16 protein-coding genes are annotated in these 20,446 nt (G+C 69.6%); 3 read left to right on the plus strand and 13 right to left on the minus strand.

Annotation, left to right across the window (positions count from 1 at the left end; genetic code table 11):
* Positions 1–77 precede the first annotated feature (77 nt).
* Together ABZ345_RS39100 and ABZ345_RS39105 are read right to left on the minus strand one after the other, a co-directional pair.
* Positions 78–431, minus strand: a complete 354-nt coding sequence (locus ABZ345_RS39100; RefSeq protein WP_359859996.1) for a DUF742 domain-containing protein — start codon at positions 429–431, stop codon at positions 78–80.
* Positions 432–647: 216 nt separating this feature from the next.
* Positions 648–1,571, minus strand: coding sequence for an anti-sigma factor RsbA family regulatory protein (locus tag ABZ345_RS39105; protein ID WP_359859997.1), 924 nt, complete (start codon positions 1,569–1,571; stop codon positions 648–650).
* Between the two features lie 102 nt (positions 1,572–1,673).
* Between ABZ345_RS39105 and ABZ345_RS39110 the strand changes: the two genes are divergently transcribed.
* Positions 1,674–2,495, plus strand: a complete 822-nt coding sequence (locus tag ABZ345_RS39110; RefSeq protein WP_359859998.1) for a MerR family transcriptional regulator — start codon at positions 1,674–1,676, stop codon at positions 2,493–2,495.
* Here ABZ345_RS39110 and ABZ345_RS39115 read toward each other — a convergent pair.
* The 10 genes from ABZ345_RS39115 to ABZ345_RS39160 form a co-directional block, all read right to left on the minus strand.
* Positions 2,482–3,561, minus strand: a complete 1,080-nt coding sequence (locus tag ABZ345_RS39115; RefSeq protein WP_359859999.1) for an MFS transporter — start codon at positions 3,559–3,561, stop codon at positions 2,482–2,484. The two genes, ABZ345_RS39110 and ABZ345_RS39115, sit on opposite strands and share 14 nt — an antisense overlap.
* A gap of 19 nt (positions 3,562–3,580) precedes the next feature.
* On the minus strand, positions 3,581–4,210 hold the full coding sequence (locus ABZ345_RS39120) for a GTP pyrophosphokinase family protein (protein ID WP_359860000.1): 630 nt from the start codon (positions 4,208–4,210) through the stop codon (positions 3,581–3,583).
* Positions 4,211–4,226: 16 nt separating this feature from the next.
* On the minus strand, positions 4,227–6,182 hold the full coding sequence (locus tag ABZ345_RS39125; RefSeq protein ID WP_359860001.1) for a DUF4231 domain-containing protein: 1,956 nt from the start codon (positions 6,180–6,182) through the stop codon (positions 4,227–4,229).
* Entirely contained in the window at positions 6,179–7,246 is a 1,068-nt protein-coding gene (locus ABZ345_RS39130; protein WP_359860002.1) for a hypothetical protein, read from the minus strand. The genes ABZ345_RS39125 and ABZ345_RS39130 overlap by 4 nt, the downstream gene beginning before the upstream one ends.
* The gene (locus ABZ345_RS39135; protein WP_359860003.1) at positions 7,246–8,190 is read right to left on the minus strand and encodes a hypothetical protein; all 945 of its coding nucleotides are present in this window, start codon (positions 8,188–8,190) and stop codon (positions 7,246–7,248) included. Before ABZ345_RS39135 ends, ABZ345_RS39130 begins: the two co-directional genes overlap by 1 nt.
* Positions 8,187–10,328 (minus strand): hypothetical protein, encoded by a 2,142-nt coding sequence (locus tag ABZ345_RS39140; RefSeq protein WP_359860004.1) that lies wholly within the window; start codon positions 10,326–10,328, stop codon positions 8,187–8,189. Before ABZ345_RS39140 ends, ABZ345_RS39135 begins: the two co-directional genes overlap by 4 nt.
* Positions 10,329–10,339: 11 nt before the next feature.
* Positions 10,340–13,495, minus strand: coding sequence for a tubulin-like doman-containing protein (locus tag ABZ345_RS39145; protein ID WP_359860005.1), 3,156 nt, complete (start codon positions 13,493–13,495; stop codon positions 10,340–10,342).
* Positions 13,496–13,509: 14 nt separating this feature from the next.
* Positions 13,510–15,708 (minus strand): vWA domain-containing protein, encoded by a 2,199-nt coding sequence (locus ABZ345_RS39150; protein WP_359860006.1) that lies wholly within the window; start codon positions 15,706–15,708, stop codon positions 13,510–13,512.
* A 208-nt stretch (positions 15,709–15,916) separates the two neighbouring features.
* Entirely contained in the window at positions 15,917–16,888 is a 972-nt protein-coding gene (locus tag ABZ345_RS39155; RefSeq protein WP_359860007.1) for a D-cysteine desulfhydrase family protein, read from the minus strand.
* Between the two features lie 14 nt (positions 16,889–16,902).
* Positions 16,903–17,433 carry an NUDIX hydrolase gene (locus ABZ345_RS39160; protein WP_359860008.1) on the minus strand — a complete coding sequence of 177 codons (531 nt, stop codon included), beginning with the start codon at positions 17,431–17,433 and terminating at the stop codon, positions 16,903–16,905.
* Between the two features lie 179 nt (positions 17,434–17,612).
* On the opposite strand from ABZ345_RS39160, the gene ABZ345_RS39165 reads away from it, so the two are divergent.
* Together ABZ345_RS39165 and ABZ345_RS39170 are read left to right on the plus strand one after the other, a co-directional pair.
* Positions 17,613–17,960, plus strand: a complete 348-nt coding sequence (locus ABZ345_RS39165) for a hypothetical protein (RefSeq protein ID WP_359860009.1) — start codon at positions 17,613–17,615, stop codon at positions 17,958–17,960.
* A gap of 107 nt (positions 17,961–18,067) precedes the next feature.
* Positions 18,068–19,081 carry a hypothetical protein gene (locus ABZ345_RS39170; RefSeq protein WP_359860010.1) on the plus strand — a complete coding sequence of 338 codons (1,014 nt, stop codon included), beginning with the start codon at positions 18,068–18,070 and terminating at the stop codon, positions 19,079–19,081.
* Here ABZ345_RS39170 and ABZ345_RS39175 read toward each other — a convergent pair.
* Positions 19,071–20,444, minus strand: coding sequence for an IucA/IucC family protein (locus tag ABZ345_RS39175; protein WP_359860011.1), 1,374 nt, complete (start codon positions 20,442–20,444; stop codon positions 19,071–19,073). The two genes, ABZ345_RS39170 and ABZ345_RS39175, sit on opposite strands and share 11 nt — an antisense overlap.
* Positions 20,445–20,446: the final 2 nt, after the last annotated feature.

The raw sequence follows: 20,446 nt of genomic DNA on the forward strand, positions 1-20,446 counted from the left end.
GGGTCTCGTCGCTGGGAGTCGCCACAACCAGAATTATCGGCGACCCCGCGTGATCTCGCGCGCTGGCGAACGGGTGGCTACAACCGGCGCAGGCCCGTCAGGACGCGCTCGAGCAGTGCCATGTTCGGCTTGTCGCCCGGCTCGTGCACGGCGACCAGGTTCAACGTGATCAGGTCGCTCAGCAGCACCCTCGTGACGCCCAGCGGGATCTTCATGAGCGCGGAGATCTCGGCGACCGACCGCGGCTGCAGGCACAGCCGCATCATCGCCGCCTGGTCGTTGTTCGCGCGGTACATCCGGTCCTCGTCCGTGGAGAGGAGCGTTTCGAGGCGGAGGTCGTGGCGGGCCGCCGTACGGCCGCCGGTGCGTGCGTACGGACGAACGAGAGCGCTGTCCCGCGCGGGGACATGGGGTGGTTCGTCTTCCTGCATCGGCCACTCCGGTGGCGGTTCCGGCGGGCGTTGGCGCAACGGTTGCTGACGGGGCAGTTGTTGCGTCTCGGCACCGTGCACTTCGTGTGTTCGGTCGTCGCGCAGTCGTCTACGGGTCGCCGGGGACCCGAAACGCGCCCCCGTGTAACCGATTTCCGTCGCTTCCTCGTCGTGCACGTGCTCAAGCTATAACGAAGAAGGCCGAATGTATGTCGATCACGTTGCCTTTTTGGTGCCCAGATCGAATCTGACCTGGATTGCAGTGCCGGACGACGTCGTTTGGGTGCGCACGAGGTCGGCCAAACGGTTCACCAGCAACAGACCGCGACCACCTGGTTCGTTTGCGTGAACAGGTGTGCGGCCGGCCAGAACATCGGTGATGTGCCCGTTGTCGTTGACTTGGCAAACAATACTTTCACTTTCGGCCCACACCCGGACGGTGCTCTCGCCGCCGCCGTGACGCACGCTGTTGGTCGCCAGCTCGGTCACTGCCAGCGCGAAGTCGTCCAAACGATCTTGTGCGAGCCCGTGCTTCACGGCCTGTTCACGCGCGAACGCCCGCACCGCCGCCATCGCCCCGGCACCGACCGAGGTGCTCGCCGCGTCGACGGGCGTCTGCAGCGGCAGCGAGTGCGCGGCGACGACCACCCGTGCGGGGTGGAAGTGGTCGCTGGGCCGGTGGCCGCTCGCGTCTATCACGATCGGATGGGTCTTCTCGGCGTCGGCCAGCACGTCGTGGTTGAGCGTGGACATGTCGTACGGGCAGAGAATGCTCAGGTCACGGCCACTGAAGGCGTAGTTGACCAACGCCTCGTGCAGCGCGCACGCGGGGTACTCGACGGCGGTGCGGTTGTTCCACACCGGTTCGCTGATGATCCGCACGGGCCCGCGGTGCCGGTCGGCGAACGCGCGGAGCTCGGGGATGATCCGGCCGGGATTGCGGCCGGTCTCCGTCATGTCGATGAACGTCACGAGGTGCGCGAATCGGCTGAGCGCCTCCTTGAGCAGCGTCAACTTCGCGCCGGGCACCGCGATGGCCACCGGTTCGGCACTCGCCAGACCTTCCACGACGAACGGGACCGTGCCGTCGATGTAGGACTCCTCATCGGAGTAGAACAACGCCGGATGTGCGAACGTCATGTGCCACCTCTCGTCAACGTCCCAGGATGCGCACCCGGACCGTTGCTCAAACCCATCATTTCTTGACCCTCACACCGTGTCAGCCCCTACACAGGAGCAGTCATGTTCACCATCGGAGACTTCGCCCATCTGGGGCGCGTGTCGGTGCGGATGCTGCGCCATTACGACGCGGTCGGGCTGCTCCCGCCGGCCCACGTGGACCCGTCGTCGGGCTACCGCTTCTACACCGCCGCACAGCTCCAGCGGCTCAACCGCCTGCTCGCGCTGAAGGACCTCGGTCTGACTTTGGACCAGGTTCGCGTCGTGCTCGACGAGAAGCTTTCCGTCGAGCAGCTGCACGGAATGCTTTCGTTGCGGCGCGCCGAGCTGCGACAGCAGATTCTTGCGGACGAGTCGAGGTTGCGCCGGGTTGAAGCACGTCTCCGCGCCATTGAAAGGGAAGGCGCAATGCCTACTGACGACGTTGTTGTGAAGCCTGTTCCTTCTGCTCGTGTTGCCCGATTGACCGCGACTGCCGCTTCTTACGGACCGGAGGACATCGGTCCGGTCATCCAGCCTCTCTACCCGGAACTGATGGCGCGTCTCGAGCGCGCCGGGGTGCCGATCACCGGGTACGGGATCGCCACCTACGAACCCGCCGAGGGGGACCAGGTGCTCGTGCAGGCGGGGGTGACGGTGTCGGTCTCGCCCTCTGATTCGTACGACTTCGAAGTGGTCGACCTGCCGGCGCTGGCCTCGGCCGCGACGATCGTGCATCGGGGGCCGATGGACGACGTCGACGCCACCTACCAGTCCGTGGCGGCCTGGATCGAGGCTCACGGGTACCGGCAGAACGGGTTCGCCCGTGAGGTGTACCTGAACTACGGGGACGGCGACCCCGCTGAGTGGATCACCGAGCTGCAACTGGAGATCACCAAGCCGTGAGGGCGATGACGGCGGCCAGCGCCAGCAGGCCGACCGGCAGCGAGGCGACCGCGGCGAGCCCGCCGGTGAGGAGCGGGCCGCCCGCGTCGCCCAGTTCCCTGCCCACCTCGGCGCTGCCCATCGTCTGGCCCAGCCGTTCCTTCGGAGTGGCGTTGGCGAGGGCGGCGAACGCCAGCGGGGTGACGGCCCCCGACCCGGCTCCGATGAGGACGGCCGCGACCAGCGTGCCCGCGAGTCCGGGGATCGCCGCCGCCGCGACGAAACCCGCTGCCGCGGTGAGGATGCCCGGGCGGGTGCTGGTGATCCGCCCGGCGTCCAGGGCCTTGCCGACGCGCGGCTGGATCAGGGCCGCGGTGATCGCGAGGAGGGAGACGGCCGCGCCGGTGACGATCGGGCCGTGGTCGGCGGCTTTCACCGGCAGGAAGCCGACTCCGGTGGCCAGCGCTGCCGTGGAGGCCGCCAGTGCGGTCGTCGGCCTCAGGAAGTCCTTGTGGGACAGGCGCTTGGCCAGGTCCGCGACGGTTTGCCGTTGGCGGGGCAGGGGTTCCAGGTTCGGGACTGCTCGGAGAGCCCAGGCGGCCACGATCACCGCCAGTGCGGCCATCGTGAGGAACAGGACGTCGAAGCCGCCGAAGTGGATCAGCACGCCGCCCAGCAGCGGACCGGCGGTGTAGCCGAGGCCTTTCCAGGCCCCGTAACGGCCGAACGCCCTGCCTCTGGCGTTGTCCGGGGTGAGTCTCGCGACCATCGCGCCGGCGGCGGGGGAGAACGCCGCTGCCGCCATGCCCTGGCCGAACCTCGCCACCGCGACGTTGTCGACGAGGGTGAAGGCGGCGCTGGCCACGGCGAACGCGGTCAGGCCCGCCAGCAGGACCGGGCGGGGACCGATGCGGTCCGCCAGTGAGCCCAAGATCGGCTTGAGGAGGACCTCGGCGCCGTCGTAGAGGGCCAGCAGGATGCCGAGGGTGAGCAGGTCGGTGTGCAGGAAGCCCAGGCTGGAAGCCACCGAGTGGGCGCCGAACGCCGTCACGAAACCTGCTGCGTACAGCGGCAGGACGGGTTTCACGCGGCTGAGGATAGCCGCGTCAGTCGTCCTGGTGGATGCGGCGGTGCAGCGACTCCATCCGCTCGTCCAGCTGCGCCGCGATCATCGCCGACGACATCAGCTCGTCCACGAAGTCGGCGGGCGGGTTGTCGAAGTACTTGTAGAACAGCTTGTGCTCCAGCGTCGCCCAGAAGTCCATGGCGATGGTGCGCAGCTGCACCTCCACCTTCACGTGCTCGACCCGGTCGGACAGGAACACCGGGATGCGCACGATGAGGTGCAGGCTGCGGTACCCGTTCGGTTTGGGATCGGCGATGTAGTCCTTGGTGCGCAGGATCTCCACGTCGTGCTGGCGCGCCAGCATCGCCGACACGCGGTACACGTCCGACACGAACGGGCAGATGACCCGCACACCGGCGATGTCGTCGAGCACCTCGCCGATCGAGTCGACGTCGAGCGGCAAGCCCTTGCGGCGGAGCTTGTCCAGGATGCCCTCGGGCTTCTTCACCCGGTTCGTGATGTGCTCGATCGGGTCGTGCCGGTGGACCGAGTCGAACTCCTCGCTCAGGATGCGGAGCTTCGTCATGAGCTCCTCGATCGCGAACTTGTAGACGAGCAGGCTCCGTTCGAGGTCACGAAGGAGCGAGAGGTCGTCGGCCAAGTCGGTCACAACTCCAGGGTACTGATCAGACGGACTGCCTTCCCGAGGTGGTGAGCTGCGCCATCCAGTCGTCGTTCTGCCGGGCGATGACCTGCTCACAGCCCGTCACGAAGGTGTCCTCCCGCGCCGGGTCGGCGGGTTCGGGCAGTGTGCGGACGAGTTCCTCCAGGTCGTGGACGGTGCGCTGGTAGCGGACGACCAGGCGGTCGTAGCCGGTCTGGGCGATGTGAGCCGTGACGGCACCGGCGATCGTGGTGAGCAGGCCGGCCCACACGGCGAGCTGGTAGCCCTGGACGGCGCCCACCGCGGCCAGAGCGGCCGCCATGCCCTGGAACACGTACTCGGCCATCCGCAGATGGCCCAGGTTGCGCCGCAGACGTTTGGCGGTGGCGCGGTGGTAGGAGACCTGGTCGCGCACCCGGTTGTCCACATAGGAGCGCAGGTCGTAGATCAACGGGGTGTCGCCCGCCACCTCGTGCATCGGTTCGGTGCCTTCGAACCGGCCGACGTTCTCCTCGAGCAGCGCCACGGCGTTGCGGTCGCGGTACGGGGTCGAGCCCGCGAGGTACTTGCAGACCTCGGCCTTCACCTGTTCGGCGATCATCCGCGCCCGAGTCCACTGCGCGCGTTCGGAGGGCTCCTTGACCGCGCGGAACCAGATGCCGAGCATGACCAGGGCCGCCGTCACGACGGCGATCCCGATCCCGGCGACCGGCGGCCACGTCGAGGTGAACTGCGCGGCGACCACCGTGAGCACCGCGCTGCCGGCGAGGGTGCCGAGCACTCCCAGGCGGAACCGGACGGCGCGGCGCTTGAAGTGGTTGGCGGAGCGCGACCACGCCTCGTGCTTGCCCCACATCCTGCGGGCGAGGCTCTCGTCGACAGGCGGTCGCGCGGTGAGTTTCGGAGCCTCCGCGAACTCGTGCCGTGCGGCGAGAACGCCCTGTTCGGCGAGCCAGCGGCGGCTGATCGCGGTGTCGAACCCCGTGTAGCCCTTGGCGCGCTGGGCTTGCACGAACGTCGCCACGAACGGGTCCGGCGCGTTGACGCGGTCCTCGATCCACACGCAGATCTGCTCGTGCCACGCCTCGCCGTCGATCTGCCCGGCCAGCTCGGCGAACTGCACGAGCCGTTGCGGCAGCGGCGCGTCACCGTGCACGAGGTCCGGCGCGGGCCAGGTCGCCCGTGGCGGTGCCTCGCGAACGGGCTCCTCGAAGACGATGGTGGGCGTCTCGTCGAACTCGGGCACCGGAGCCGAGTCCACGTGCCGGAGCTTGGCGAGCAGCTCCTCGGCGGGTTTGGTGGCCCAGTCGTTCGGACGGGGCGGCTGGTGCACCTCGATGCGCTGCCGTTCTTCCCGCGCCTCCAAGGACGGAGACGGCCGGCGGGGCAGGAAGACCACCCTCGGCAGGTTCGGCTGGGTGTCGTCCTGCTCGTAGGTCGAGAACGTCCACTCGCGGTCGGGCACCAGGGTCCGCAGCGCCCACATCACGGCCGGCTCGCGCCCGTCCGGCACCCCGATCACGGTGTACGTGCTGGAAGGCCAGGAGATCACCCGCGCGAGGATCGGCAGCAGCATCGGGTCGTCCAGAGGCTCCGGCTGCCGAGTGAACTCCGCAGGGTCGACGTCGTCGAGCTGATTGCTGCGCGGCCGGTCGTCGAGCCAGCCGTTCCAGCAGGTCATGGCCGGGACGAGCCGGGCGATCGTGCGGCGGTCGCTCACCAGCGCGTGCGCGACGTTGCGGCCGACATCGCCGGGCCGGGCCGAGCGGCGCAGCAAAGCGGCGGTGCCGTCGGGGAACGACAGGTGGCTGAACGAGACGCTCGGCGTGGCACCGAGTTCGCCGAGCAACCTGCAGTGCTGGCGCAGCTTCTCGTTCCAGCCGTCCCACGCGTCGGCGTCGTGGCTGGAGAACGACGCCGCGACGAGGTCCATTCCCTTGCTGTCACTGACCGCGAACAGCAGCTGGTCCACGCTCACACGCCCACCTCCGCGGCCTCGGGGTGATCGACCAGCCCGCTCATGGCGAGCAGCGCGAGCAGCGGCCGCAGCACTCGGGCCGGCCGGACACCACGCGGGAACAGGTTGTCGTCGTCGGCCTGGGATCCCGTCGCCGACACGACGTGCAGGGTGCTGCGGCGGAACCGTTCGAAGACGTCGAGCATGTGCCGGGCCTGGTACCTGTCGAGGAACGCGTAGACGTCCCGGCTCTCTTCGCGAAAAGCCTGAGCGTCCAACGGTTCACGCAGATCGTCTCGCCGGATCCAGTAGTCGACGGGATGTTCGTACCGGAGTTCGTCCGCTTTGGACAGAACCACCGCCACGGGCAGCTTCTGCACGTCCGCGCGGCGGCCCATCCGTTCCAGCGCACCGGAGAACGCCGGGTTGCGGTCCACGTCGGAGTCACCGCGCAACGCCGGGACCGCGCTGGCCGGGTGGTCGACGAACATCAACGCCGTCGCGCCGAGCACGAACTGGCCGCCCAGCGAGTGAGGCCCTGACTGCACGAAGTCCTCGCCCGCCACGTCGAAGAACACGATCGGCCTGGTTCCGGAGGCCGTGCGGACCAGCAGGTAGGTGGCGAAGTCCTCCCTGAGGTCCTTGGTGGCGTTGAGCTTGTTGCCGCGCATGAGCTGGTCGATCTCGCGCTGGAACGCCGCGTGCCGCAGCTCGTCGGCCGGTTCGAACGTGAGCCCGTGGTGGCGCAGGTCGCCGCGCAACGCCTCGTGGATCATCGCGGTCAGCAGGTGGGTCTTGCCGGACGCGTGCCGGCCGACCATGCCGATCACGATCGGGTCGCCGTGGTCGCGGTGCGAGACCGGCAGGTAGTGCTCGTGGTTCTCCTTGCCGGGATTGGGGCACCTCACGTAGCACCGGGCGCGTCGGTCCTTGCGCTTCACCGGGTTGGTGATGCCCGACAGGTCCGCCTTCACCCAGCGGGCGCCGCTCTCGTCGACGACCCGCCGGTACAGCGCGTCCTCGCGCCAGACGAAGGACTCCAGGCAGATCGGGCACTGCACGCGTTTGGTGTCGGGTGTCGTCATCAGATCACCGCCACGAGGATCGCGATCGCCGCCACGACGAGGAAGACGACGATCGCCAGCGGAGCCAGCGGAACCTGCTTCGGTTTCGGCGTCACGGCCGCGGGTCGTGACACGGTCGGCTGCAGGACTGGCTTTTCGGTCAACTTCGGCGGACGCAGCTCGTCGAACCTGTCGTAGCCCGGCCTCATCGCGGACGTGACGTCGACCGGCCTGGGCAGCGGATCCCTGTCGTTGAGCCGTTCCAGCATCTGCAGGGCCGTCGGGCGAAGCCGCGGATCCTGGTCGAAGACACCGCGCAGCAGCGACGCCAGCACCTCGGGCTGCGAGGCCAGGTCCGGGGTGTCGCCGAGGGCCACGTGCTTGCCGGTGAAGAGCTCGTAGACGACCCGGCCCGCCGCGCGCACGTCGTGACCGGGATGGGCCACGGCACCGTTGCGGGACAGGCGCGGCGTCTCGCCGGTGCCGGCCGCGTGCTCCAGGTCGACCAGTTGCGTCGTGGCGCCGTCCCAGCACAACGTGGAGAGCCCGACCGAGCCGTGCACGAGGTCGACGGCGGCGAGCTGGGCAAGTGCGCGGAACAGGCCGATCATGAACCGGCGGCGCTCGTCGATCAGCAACGTGCGCAGGCCGCCGTCGACGCACTTGCCGATCGGCGGTTCCAGCAGCAGGAACGGGTGCGCGGAGTCGAAGTCGTAGCCGACGATCCGCGGCAGCTCCGGCAACGGCCTGAGATAGCGGGTGTGCAGCCGGGTCAACGCGCGGATCTCGTTGTCCAGCAACACCTCCGCCGTGGCCAGGTCGACCGGGCCGGCGTCGGGCGGCAACGACCTGAGCACCAGCGTGGCGCCGTCGGCGGTCTTCACCCGGCCCGCGTCGAGCGGCTCGACCAGCCAGGACGCCGCGCGGCCCGCCGGATCGCGGCCGGTGAGAGTCTCGTGTGTCACCGCGGTTCTCCCTGGGTCTGCACCTCGCGCTGGACGTACCGGGCGAGGATCGGGGTCAGCCTCAGCGCGCCCACCGCGTCGCCCTTGGTGCGGATGACCTCGTCGGAGCCGCCGTCGATCGGCGGCAGGTCCATGTCCGCCGACGCGAAGTGCACGACCTTCGCGCCGTCGGCCTGCAGCAGGCGGACGTCCTCGGCCGCGCAGAGCTGCGTCATCCGGCTGCGTTCGGTGAGCTGCAGGATGTGCCGCGACGACGCCGAGCTCTGCCACAGCGTCGCGGCCAGCCTGCGTCGCGGGCCGTCGTCGGTCACGAACGCCGGCAGCTCGCGCAGCCCGGCGTGTTCGAGGTGGTCGTCGTACATCGCAACGAGTTCCCGTGCCCGCACCAGGGATCGCTGCGAGTCGCCGGACAGCGGCAGGTGCGACGAGATCGCGTCGAACGACGGCCGCAGCACCTCCAGCGTGACCGCCACGAGGTCGTGGTGCAGGACCTCGGAGAGCCCGGCGGAGGAGTCGCCGAACGTGTGCTCGCCGTCGGGGTCCTGGGCGTCCTTGATGACGTCGTGGAACACCTCGACGACCGCGTCGACGCCGCCCGCGACCACGAGCAGCGAGTCCGCGAGCCGGCGGCTGCGGTCGGCGGGCGACCAGCGTTGCGCGATGGTGCGCGACACCTGGTCGGACAGCCGTTTGTCCGCCGCGGCGGCCTTGCGCAACGGCACGGCGTCACGCCAGCGGGCGACTACGGTGCGCCAGGCCAAATACGTCGACAGCAGCGATATGACGACCAGGCCGAGCAGGATGCCCGTGCCGACGAGCGGGTCCGGCGACCGGTCGGGCGCGTTGCCGAGACCGATCGCACCGCACAGGCTCACGACGAAGAGCGTTGTCGCGTAGAGATAGGCGAGGTCGAGGTCGACCGGTGCGTTGGCGGACAACAACGTGACCAGCCCGAGCCACAGCGGCACCATGAGCAGCAACGGCCAGGCGCCCAGGCTCGGCAGGAGCGTGCTGAGCGCGGTGGTCAGACCGGCCACCGCCACCAGCCAGCCGGCCGGCTCCGGCCAGACCTTCACCGGTGGCGGCGAGAGCAGCCCCCGTGCCCACTTCTCCAGGTCCGCGGCCGAGTCCTGCTCGGTGATCGCGAGGCTGCGCGTGGCACCGAGCTGGTTGCCCAGCCTGCGGGCCTGCTCGGCGATTCCGGGCAGCGTGCGGCCGCCGATCAGCTCGGTCGTCACGGCCTTGCGCACCGCCTCGGCCATCTCGTCGGAGTTGACCGGTGCGGGGGAGGGCAGACCCTGCTCGACCAGCTCGCCCGGCGGTGGATAGCCCTCGGCGAGGCTGGAGTCCACGTCCACCAACGCTTTGCGCGCTACCCGGTGGTGCCGCAGCACCGCGTTCCCGGCCGCGGCAAGCCGGTCCAGCACGACCCGGTGCGCCGCCTTGAGGCCGAAAAGCCCGCGCCAGGACCGCCACCGGTCGATCGAGCGTGCCGCGGCCTGGAGCTCACGTTGGGCGTGTGACATCGCCTCGTACAGCGGCGATCCCTGGCGCACCGAGGTCGCGTCGCCCTCGGTGGCCGAGCGGAACACCGAGGTCAGCTCGGTCGACTCGCGGTCGTGCAGCCGTGCCGCGACGCCCGTGGACACGAGCTGCTGCAACGCGCGCAGCTTCAGCGACCGCATCATGCCGGGCTCGACCACCGCGTAGTCCACGGCCAGACCGGGGCTCGCGGCCTGGTGCGGCATCACGCCGACGTCCGCGAACACCCGGTCGAACACCTTGGGCAGTCGCAGGGCCGCCAGCAGGTCGTCCACAGTGGACTCTGCGCTGCCCGCGCCCGGTCGCTGCGAGCCGCCTTCCCACGGCACCCCGAGGCCGTCGCCGACCCACAGCGTCACGCCGACACCCGCGAGCGCCGAAGGCGTGCGCAGCACCGGATCGGCCCCGATACCGCCGATCGCCACCAGCACGACGCCGGTGACCTGCGGCAAGCGCGCGAGCCGTTCGAAGTACATGTGGTGCTCGCTCAGCGCGTCGGTCGTGTCGATCACCAGGACACGGCTCGACGACGTGCGCAGGACGCCCTGGCCCTCCGGCGTGCGGAGGTCCAGCGTCATCACGGGATCAGGGTTCACGGCAGCAGGGTTCACGGGCGCAGCCATTCGGGATCGCGCGCGACCCACTCGCGCAGGTCGAGCAGGTTGTCCTGCAACGGGTTGCTGACACCGCGGAACGGCAGCCGCAGCGCACCCGGCAGCGTTTCCTCCCAGAACTCCCGCAACGCCAGCAACCTGCGCGTACCGCTCTCGCCGGTGCGCTCGCCCAGTTCGGCGTCGATGCGTGCCAGTTCGGCCGGGGCCATGCTGACGATCTGGTCGAACAGCTGAGACGGCTTGTCCGGCCGGCGATCGACCCCGCGCGGGGTCGTCGAGATCAGCTTCACGCAGAAGTCGCGGCGGATCTGCTCGTCGTCGGTGAGCACCCACGCCTCGTACGCGGACAGCAGGCTCGCCCAGCTCGACATGCGGCCGAACGGTTCGAGCGGCAGCTTCATGCCGGCCTGCGCGCCGTCGCCGAGCTTCACGGTGATCGCGGACGGTGAGTCCTCGTCGCCCGCGACGCCGATCTGGTCGTTCCAGGCGGCGCAGAGCAGGTGGTGCAGGATCCGTTCGCGGTGCTCGGGAATCGTGGCCAGGTAACCGAAGTCGTAGCCCAGCCGCTGCCGCCAGCGCAGGAAGTCCTGCTGCTCCTCGTTCTTGAGCGCGTCCGACCAGTGCTTGAGGACCTCGCGGACCTCCGGCACCTCGGTCAGCCCCATCGAGCTGCGGAACAGCACGACCGTGATCGACTCGGCGGCGATCGGGCGGAACTCGACGACGGCGTCCTGGCGTGGCAGGGAGACCTCCTGCCGCAGGAACTTCTCCAGCTCGAGGTCCTTGGCCGCCGCGGGGTAGCTGAACAGGATCCGCAGCCTGCCCGTGCCGCTCGGCGCGAACCCGCCCGGCACCAGACCGGCGAGCTTCTCCCGGAACTGCGTCAGCTCGTCCTCGCCGACGTGCGCGCCCGGCTTTCCCGCCGCGGCCGCCAGCAGGTCCTGCAACGCCGGCAGCAACGGCCGGTGCTGTCCGTCGCGGAAGGAGAAGAGCCGCTTCACAGCCTGTTTCACCTGGTCCTTGACGTGCGCGACGGCCAGCGCGGGGCCGCGGCCGTCCAGCACCATGTCGTAGGCGTGCTTCCAGCCCTGTTCGCCGAGGATCTCGGTCACGAGGTCGCCCGCCGTCGCGGTCGGGTGCAGCTTGCCGCCCTGGTGCACGTAGAAGTCCACGAACCGGCGCACCACCGCGTCGTAGAACGGTTCGAGGTCGCCCTGGCGTGGCAACAGGTACGTGACGCCGACGCGCTGCTGGTACAGCTCGCGGGCCCGCGAACTGAACCGCCGCTCGCTCTGCCGCGCGTGGTCCTCGAACGCCGTGACGAGCGAGAGAACCTGCTGCTGCACGGCCTTGAGCTTGAGGTCCCAGCGCACCGCCTGGTCGTTCCACGCCGCGTGCCAGACCCGCTTGGCGCGCCACTCGTACCAGTCGTTCTGCCGCGCGATCGCAGCCCGTACGGCAGGGTCGGAGAACTGCAGCTTGCGCAGGAACTTGCCCTTGATGCCGGCGGATGTGGGCGGGTTGAGCGTCAGGCCGGGCGGGGCGGCCGGTTCGCCGCGCCGCAGTTCGAGGATCTTGGCGAACCCGAGCGCACTGGCCTCGTCGGTGAGCCCGTCGTGGCCGTTGAGCACGCGCCGGAGCCGGAACAAGTCGATCTCACCGAGCAGCGACCTCACCGCGCGGCCGGCGTCGAACGTCTGCACCATGTCCGGGATCTGCCTGGCCAGCTGCTGGTCCAGGGTGCGCAGGCCGGACTCCATCGTGCGGGCACGCGTCGCGAGCGCCCGTGAGATCGCCTCGGAGCCGCTGACCGCCGCGACCTCGTTGATCGGCACCGGTGCGCGCAGCCGCAGCGGGTCCACATTGGACTCGGTGAAGAACCGCTCGATGTACGGCGCGTTGGTCTCCGCCTGACCGGCGCCCGGCTGGTCCAGCTCGGTGACCGCGGCGGCGAGCAGGCGGGAGCTGATGATCTCCGCGATGTCGTCCACCGGGACCGTCATCGACGCGACCGAACTCGTGGACACGCCCCGGTTCCCGATACCGGTCGCGGCGGGCACCTCGCGTTCGACCGCGCCGTTGATGAACGAGTCGGCGAAGCTCATGTAGGTCTGGGCGATGGCGTGGCTGCCGCCGTCGCCGTCGGTGCCGAGGTCCGTGCCGATCAGCGACAGCACCAGCGAGACGATCGACCGGTGCAGATCGTCCCGTTGCACGCCGGGACCTTTGCCGAACAGGAACGCGGTCTGGATGGTCGAGGCGCGCAGCCGGATCTCCTCGCGGTCCGGGTAGCGCACCGACAACGAGCCGCTGATGCCAGAGCTGTCCAGCTCGGTGCCCGCGACCTGGGCGTTCTGGTCGTCCACCAGCCGGAACAGGTCGAGCAGCGAGCGGCCCGCGTTCAGCCTGGCCGCTCGTCCGCCGCCCAGTCCCTCGTCGAACGCGGACGGCATGAGGACGAGCGGGAAGATCCTGGCGCGGTAGTCCTGGCGTGCGAAGACGTCGCCGATCAGGTGCAGGAAGTCGAAGAAGATGCCGCTGCCGGTGCCGCCGGCGACGCTGAACGCCACGAAGACGTCGCACGACAGGGATCGTTTTCCGCCGCCGAGCATCGCCAGCTCGCCGAGCGAGTTGTTGATCGAGCCGATCGCCTTGCGCAGCGGGGCCTGCGCGGCCGAGGTACCGCCGCGGAAGGTCTCGAAGAGCGCGGCACGGCCCACAGTCGGCAGCTGGCCGGCGCCGCGGGCGAGCGGGCCGATGCGCGGTTCACCGGTGGGCGGGGGCAGCCAGTCGTTGACGTACTGGGGCGCGGCCAGGCGCAGGCTGCGGGCCACCTCGGGGTAGGTGTCGTGGTGGGGCACCAGTTCGCGGACGAGGTGCATGGTCCGTTCCGCGGCGGGCAGGTGTTCCGGGTCCGGCACGACCCGGCGTTCGAGAGCGCCGAACTCGTCCTCGCTGAGGTCCGCGTAGACGAACTGGAGGCACGAGGGCAGCTGGTAGGGCAGGAAGTTCTTGCCCTGCATGCGGTGCTGGAGCTCCGAGCCATCCGGTCCGCACAGCTCCTCGCGCAGTTTCCGCTCCAGCTCGGCCCCGACGCGACAGCCGGTGCCACCCAGTCCGACGTACAGCATGGGCTGGTAGATCTGCATCTCGGTCCCTTTGCTCAGAGCAGGTGGTTGCCGCTGGACGGACGTTCTTCGTGCTGTGGCGTCATCAACGGGTCGTGGTCGGGGAAGTCGACGGGGGCGTGCTCGTCCTGCACCTCGATGGCGAGGTTCCCGCTGACGGTCAGGCGCTCGCCGAGCTGAAGTGCGTGCGTGTCGCCGTACGGAGTCCTGAGCCGGAGCTGCCCGCCGACGCGGGTGAGCTCGTAGCCGTCCTCGCCGCCCGCGGAGTGCGAGAGCTGCGCGAGTCCTGTGTGGACCTCGCCGAGGTGGAAGCGGAACACTGAGGCCTGCTGTTGCGGTGCCGCCAGATCGCCGCACGAGCGGTAGCCGTCGTACAGGTAGACGACGAGGCCGCTGACGTTGCGCTGGCGGCGCCGGTAGATGAAGAGGACCAACGCCGTGGTGGCGAAGGCCGCGACGCCGATGGCGATGGCGATCTCGGTCCAGGGCAGGGGTTTCTCGACGTTCGCCGTGATCCGCCACTCGTAGATCACGTCGTCCGGCTTCTCGTCGTCGACGACCCTGAGCGTCAACGCGTTGGCGCCCAGCGCGGTGCCGTCGCCGAAGGCCAGGTCGAAGTCGAACGTGCTGGTGCCCGACGGCGGCACGTCCAGCACGGTCTGCTCGCCCGGGATGCTCGCGACGGTGCCGGGAGCGGCGTCGGCGACGATGATCCTGGCCTTGCGGGCGCGGCCGGAGTTGTTCGTGACGGTGACCGTGCCGCCGACCGTGTCGCCCGGCGCGACGTTCCAGTCGGCGTTGCCGAACGTGGTGGTCGCGGCGAGCGGACGCGGGCCGGTGACCAGCGCGGCGTCGACGGTTCTGGTGTCGCCGCTGATGCCGATGCCCGCGATCGTGCCGCTGAACTTGACGGTACCCCTGGCCTGGTCCGGGATGACGACCTTGCCGGAGTAGACGCCGTCCTGGCCGCGCGTGTCACCGTCGCGCGCGTCGTCGTTGAGCGGAATCGGTGTGGTGAAACCCTCTCCGGCGACGTCGGCGGTGAACGAGACGTCCTTCAGCTCCGCCGGGTCGGTGATCGACCGGCTCCTGGTCTGCAGGTTCAGCGCGACCGTGACCTCCTGGCCCGGCTGCGGCGCGGGCGGGTTCACGGTCATGCTCGACCGGATCGCGCCCTGGTACATCACGACGGTGCTGACGTCGAGCGCCGGTACACCGGGTGCGGACGAGATCTTCACGGTCCACGTGCCCGGCAGGGGGTTGACGATCCGCAGGCCCTCGACCGTGCTGTTCTCGCCGCTGACCTGGAACGTGGAACCGCCCTGCGTGCCGGACTTCGGCACGGTGTTGCCCTCGGGGTCCACATAGGACACGGTGATGCGCGAGTCGTGCTTGGTGACGAGGATCGAGCCGTCGGTCGCGATCAGCGGGATCCTGACCTTGGCCTCCGCCGTGCCACCGCTGCTGACCGGGGTGCGCTGGATGTCGCTCGCGCCCACGCATCTGCCCGCCTGGAAGGCTTTGACGAGCGCCTGGGCGACGTCCGCGCTGCTGCTGACGACGGTGGCGGACGGCGTCGGTGCCTTCACACCGCACTGGCCCTGGAACGAGCCCTTCGCGAACCTGTCCAGCTGGGCCTGGTCGACGCCGCCGAACCCGAGCGGCCAGATCTGGATCTTCTCCCGGTCCGCTTCCTGCAAAAGCGTGCCGATCAGCTCGTGCGCGGTGCGGTTGCGCTGGTCCAGGGCGTTGTCCGGGCCGTATCTCGGGCTGTCGGAGACGTCGAGCTTCCCGTCCGTGAGCAGGAAGACCAGCTTGGGGCCGCTCCTGTCGCCCCGCAGGTAGCTGAGTGCCTGCTGCAACGCGGACGCGTGGTCGGTGCCGTCCCCTTGCGTCCTGCTCTTCAGGCCGCGGGTGCAGTCGCTGAGGCGCTGCCGGTCCTGCGCGGTCGCGACGGTGCTCGGCGGGCACACGACGTCGACCGGCGACTGGCCGCCGTTGTCACTGCCGAACCCGACCACGGCGACGGTGCTGGACGGCGCGAACTCGCCGAGCGCGATGAGCGCGGCGGCTTCCCGTTCTCTGTCCACGTCCTGCGCGCTGATGCTGCTGGACTCGTCGACCAGCACCACGATGTTCGCCGGCGTGATGACGGGTTCCGGTTGTTCCAGTGCTGCGCTCGGTGACGTCAGCAGCAGGGCGGCCGCTGTCGAGGCGAGCGCGGACAGACGCATGAGTCAATTCACCCACTGACGCTCGTGGAATGTACCAAGGATTGATACCGCACCATTGCCGGGACCGGTCCCGTGAATGAGTGCTGGTCAGCCTTTTTCGGTGCACGTATGAGCGCGATTATGCCGGGTCAAATGGGTGGACATCATGGACAAAACCTGGCCAATAGCTGACCGAGGCTTTGTCATGTCGTTTTTTTGTGGGCCGTTATCAGAACTGGGCGACGGCTTCCGGCGCATAGCCGTAAAGACCCGGAAGACCACCCGTGTGGAGGAACACGAGCGGCACTTCGCTGTCCGGCGCGAGGCGGTGGAATTTTGCGGCCGCCTTGCCCGTGTAGACCGGGTCGAGGATGACGCCCTCGGTTTCCGCGAACAGCTTCAGGACGTTCCACATGTCCTGCGTGGGCACGCCGTAACCAGGGCCGATGGTGTCGTCGGTGACCCGGACGTGGTCGAGCTTCGGGGCCGGTTCGCCGAGCAGCGCGGCAGCATCCGCGGCGAGGTTTTCCAGCTCTCGTTCGGCGTCTTCTTTGGAGTGCGAGACGCTCGCGGCGTGAACGGTGCCGGGCCAGCCGAGGAGTTCGGTGCCGAGCGCGATACCCGCCGCCGTGGCACCACTGCCCTGAGGCACGACGATGGTGGCGTTGCCGATGCCGCGCTCGCCCAGCTGGCCGACGAGCTCGACCGCCGCCGCGACATAGCCGAGCGTGCCGAGCCCGTTCGAGCCGCCGACGGGCAGTGTGACGGCCTTGTCGTGGTCGATTCGCTCGTACGTTTTCGCGGCCTCGTCGGCGTCCGCGCAGATGTGCACGCCGGCGCCGAACATGTGTTTCAGCACAACGTTGCCGGACTTCTCGTACGCGTCGCCGTCCATCGGCACCTTGGCCGTGAGCACGAGCTCGCACTTCAACCCGAGCTTGGCGCACGCCGCCGCCGTCTGCCGGCCGTGGTTGGTCTGCAGCGCGCCGAACGTGATGATCGTGTCCGCGCCCTGCTCGATCGCCTGCCCGAGCAGGAACTCGAGCTTGCGCAGCTTGTTGCCGCCCGCGCCGAGCCCGTTGACGTCGTCGCGCTTGATCAGGACCGGCGGGCTGCCGAGCGCGGCCGCGAGCCTCGGGGCGTCTTCGAGCGGGGTCGGCCAGCTGCCCAGCGCGACTCGGGGAAACGCGCTCAGGTCCATGGCGCGAGCTTAGGTCAGACCTCCCGGCCGAACTCCGCGTAAAGCGTGGAACCGCTCTCAAGGGCCCTGAGAGCCACCGTGAGCCTCCGGTGCAGCGACGGGTAGATCCGGGTCCGCGCCTCGTCGAGCGTCAGGTACAGCACGCCTTCCAGTTCGTCGTCGTGTGCGGTGGCGCCGTCGACGACCCCACCGTCGAACACGAACTGGTGACAGTCGCGCCACACCCCGTTGCGAGGCGTCCAGTCGACGACGAGCAGCGGCCCCAGCGCGACGTCGAGCCCGAGCTCCTCCCGGATCTCCCGCACCGCCGCCGCCTTCGGGGACTCGTCGTCCTCGGTCATGCCGCCGGGGATGTCCAGCACCGCCTTGTACGTCGGCACCACGAAGAGCACACGTCCCGTGGAATCGCGGATCAGCGCACCAGCCGCGGAGGTCTTGGTGGGCCGGCGACCCGCCACGCCCGGCTCGTACTCCGGCTCGGCCGGACCCTCGTCGAGTACATCGGCGGCGAATGAAGCGGGGTCTCCCGCGTGCAGTGCGGACACCAGTTGATGATCACACCACGGAGTGAATTCCGCACGGGTTGTGCACCGGTCAGCCGCAGGTGAGCGGGCGTGCGGGTGATGACGGTCCGCAACCAAACGACCAGGGAGTACGCTTGGCCGTTGTAACTCCGTGCGATCAATCGCCGATGTCCACGGCAACATCGGTGGAGGTGACGCCAATGGGGGCAAGTGGTGCCGCCAGACGCAGACGTGACAGCAGATCGGCCCCGTGGTCGGTGGTCGGACTCACTGTCGTGTTCGTCGTGGTGGCCCAGGTCCAGTTCGCCATCGCGGTCGCGGAATCGGTCTGGTGGCCGGTCGCGATCGGGGTGCTGCTGCTGGCCGCGGCGGTCGCGTTCGTGAAGACGGCACGCAGGCTGCGTTGGGAAGACAGCGACCCGTACGAGGCACCGCCCGAGGTGGCCAAGCCGCTTCCGGCCGAGTACGAGCGCCACGTCGACGCCGACGGAAGCCTCGCTCGTGCGGTCGGCGACGTGGTCCACGCGTCCCGGCGCTGGCGGGCCTGACAGCCTCACAGCGGAGACCGGGCCAGGCAGGGCGGCCCGGTCATTTCGCCGTGTGCTGAGCCGTCTCCGTTGCGAGCTACTTCGCGTCACAGCTGCAGAATGGGGTCATGCCGACGTCGCGACAGTGGCTCGAAGTCCGCGCCCACCTGCTGGAACACCGCCACGAGCTGGCGGTGAAGGCCGCGGGCGAGTACCCGGACGTGCCCAAGGTCGCGGGCACGCCCCTGCTCACGGCGCCGCACTGGATGCCTGCCGCACCGGTGCCGCTGACGGACCTGGCGCTGTCGCTCGAGACGTCCCCGGAGTTCCCGGGCTTCGCGTTCGGCCTGCTCCCCGAGGGCTTCCGGAGCTACTCGGACGCGATGGCTTCGCTGGCCGCGCCGACGGTGTTCGAGAACCGCGAGACCTACCGGCTGCTCGGCTTCACCGACCGGCACCTGACGTTCGGCCTCGGCTCGTACTTCGACGGCATCGACGTGGGCGAGGCCTGCGCGCACGAGTACGCGGCCCGCGAGCTCGGCCACACCGACTCGCTGTCGTTGCGCGCTTCTGTGGGCAACCCGTGCGACCCGGCCAACCGCCCGACCAACGTCGCCGTCAGCACCCTCACGATCCGGCACGACGAGGCGACCGGCGACGCGACCTTCTACCTGCACTGGCGCGACCCGAAGCGCGTCGGCCACGCGGGCGGCATGTACCAGGTGCTGCCCGTCGGCGTGTTCCAGTCGGCCGGTGACGACGACTTCTCGTTGTGGCACAGCATGATCCGCGAGTTCGCCGAGGAGCTGCTCGGCGCGCCGGAGATCCACGGCGTGGACTACGAGAGCTGGCCGTTCGCACAGCAGTTGACGTCCGCAGCCCGCGTCTCGTACCTCGGCATGGGCGTCGACCCGCTGACGTTCGCCACCGACATGCTCACCGTCGCGGTGATCGAGGCCGGCCGGTTCGACTCGCTCTTCGGCGACCTGGTGTCGCACAACGACGAGGGCCGCGTCCTGGAGGGACTTCCCTTCACCGCCGCCACCGTCGAACGCTTCGTCCACCACGAGCCGACGCAGGCAGCGGGCGCGGCGCTGCTGTCATTGGCTTGGCAGCACCGGGAATCCCTGCTCAACGCGTGAACGGGTTGGGCAGGCGCGCCCACTGCGTCGTCTTCGGAAAGAGCCGCATCAACGTCAGCGGCTTGGCGGGAAGCGGGTCGCGCAGCAGCGCGTGGCGGTCCGGCGTGTCCGGTACCGCCTTCGCGACCACCTGCCAGAGGTCTTGCGACGGGGCGTCGAGCGCGGTGACGAGGCCGGTCATCGCGGTGGCGAAGAACGTCGCGAACGTCTTGGTGCGCAAGCCCTCGTGGTCCGCGTGCAGGCGTTGCGGCAGGTCCGGGCGCGGGCTGACGCGGATGTCGGCGAGGTCGCGGTAGATCAACCGGCGCGGCCGGCCGTTGATGAGCCCTACCAGCAGGTTCTGCTCGTGCGCCTCCAACGCCACGCCGCGGGCCAGCAGCGTCATCAGCGGTGGGACGGCCAGTTCGGCGAACTCCGCGAGCCACTCGACCGGGTCACCGAGCGCGCGGATCGGGGGAGGCCCGCCGTCGACCGGGCGAGCGGTGAGGACGGCCAGCGGCAGGAGGGTCTCGCCCTCGCGTGGCACGGGCTTGCGGCGCAGGATCACGCCCAGTTCGCGGTTCGGCTCGCCGTTCGTCAGCACCGCGGCCGAAGCCAGGTTGTGCTGCAGTTCGATGCCCTCGACCACCGTGTCGAGGAAGCCGGACACCGCGGTGGCCGTCGTGATCGAGCCCGCGGAGATGTCCCGCACGGCCGAGGTGATCTGGGCGCTCAGCGTCGTTTTGACGTGCCAGTCACCGGCGGACAGGGTGCGCAGCGCCATCAGCGGGCTCGCGGAGAGCGTGGCGACGCTCGGGACGTTCAGCCGGTCGGCCTGCCACGGGTGCACCGGCAGGAGGATTTCCGCGCCGTCCCTCAGTTCGTCCGGCCAGTCCCCGAACACGACGTGGTTCTTGGTGGGGTGCAGACGCAGCGCGACGACGGGGCGGTGTTCGGGCCCGTACGCGAGGTGGTCCGCGGCCGTGAAACCGGTGCGGTTGCGGCAGCACGGGTGCAGCGGGTGACCGTCGACGACGCTCTGCTCGTGCTCCTCCAGCGACCGTTCGAGGAATGGAGTGGTGAGCGGGCTCGTTGTGCGGGACAGCGCCAGTCCGGCCACGCTGTGGGCGACCTCGGCGGTCAGGTTCTCCGAGTGGGGCCAGCGCAGCGCGGTGAGGAGGGCGACGGGGTGGACGTACTCGGCCACGTTGGCGCTGACCTGCGGCAACGGTTCGATCGCGAGGGCTCGGTGCAGACGCGCCAGTACGGCCGCGCGGGCTTGCGGCAGTGCCGCGAGGAACCGCTCGGCACGGCCGGCGGGGAGCGCGGCGGCGAATTCGGCCTCGACCTGCGTCTGCGTCAGAATGATCAGATCCTGGCACATCT

It is taken from the genome of Lentzea sp. NPDC005914 (assembly GCF_040629405.1).
In the GTDB taxonomy this organism is placed as follows: domain Bacteria; phylum Actinomycetota; class Actinomycetes; order Mycobacteriales; family Pseudonocardiaceae; genus Lentzea.

Coding starts and splice junctions, on each gene's coding strand:
- ABZ345_RS39150 (WP_359860006.1), bottom strand. CDS start 15,708: ATGCGTCTGTCCGCGCTCGCCTCGACAGCGGCCGCCCTGCTGCTGACG.
- ABZ345_RS39105 (WP_359859997.1), bottom strand. CDS start 1,571: ATGACGTTCGCACATCCGGCGTTGTTCTACTCCGATGAGGAGTCCTAC.
- ABZ345_RS39145 (WP_359860005.1), bottom strand. CDS start 13,495: ATGCAGATCTACCAGCCCATGCTGTACGTCGGACTGGGTGGCACCGGC.
- ABZ345_RS39110 (WP_359859998.1), top strand. CDS start 1,674: ATGTTCACCATCGGAGACTTCGCCCATCTGGGGCGCGTGTCGGTGCGG.
- ABZ345_RS39170 (WP_359860010.1), top strand. CDS start 18,068: ATGCCGACGTCGCGACAGTGGCTCGAAGTCCGCGCCCACCTGCTGGAA.
- ABZ345_RS39100 (WP_359859996.1), bottom strand. CDS start 431: ATGCAGGAAGACGAACCACCCCATGTCCCCGCGCGGGACAGCGCTCTC.
- ABZ345_RS39130 (WP_359860002.1), bottom strand. CDS start 7,246: ATGACGACACCCGACACCAAACGCGTGCAGTGCCCGATCTGCCTGGAG.
- ABZ345_RS39165 (WP_359860009.1), top strand. CDS start 17,613: ATGGGGGCAAGTGGTGCCGCCAGACGCAGACGTGACAGCAGATCGGCC.
- ABZ345_RS39155 (WP_359860007.1), bottom strand. CDS start 16,888: ATGGACCTGAGCGCGTTTCCCCGAGTCGCGCTGGGCAGCTGGCCGACC.
- ABZ345_RS39175 (WP_359860011.1), bottom strand. CDS start 20,444: ATGTGCCAGGATCTGATCATTCTGACGCAGACGCAGGTCGAGGCCGAA.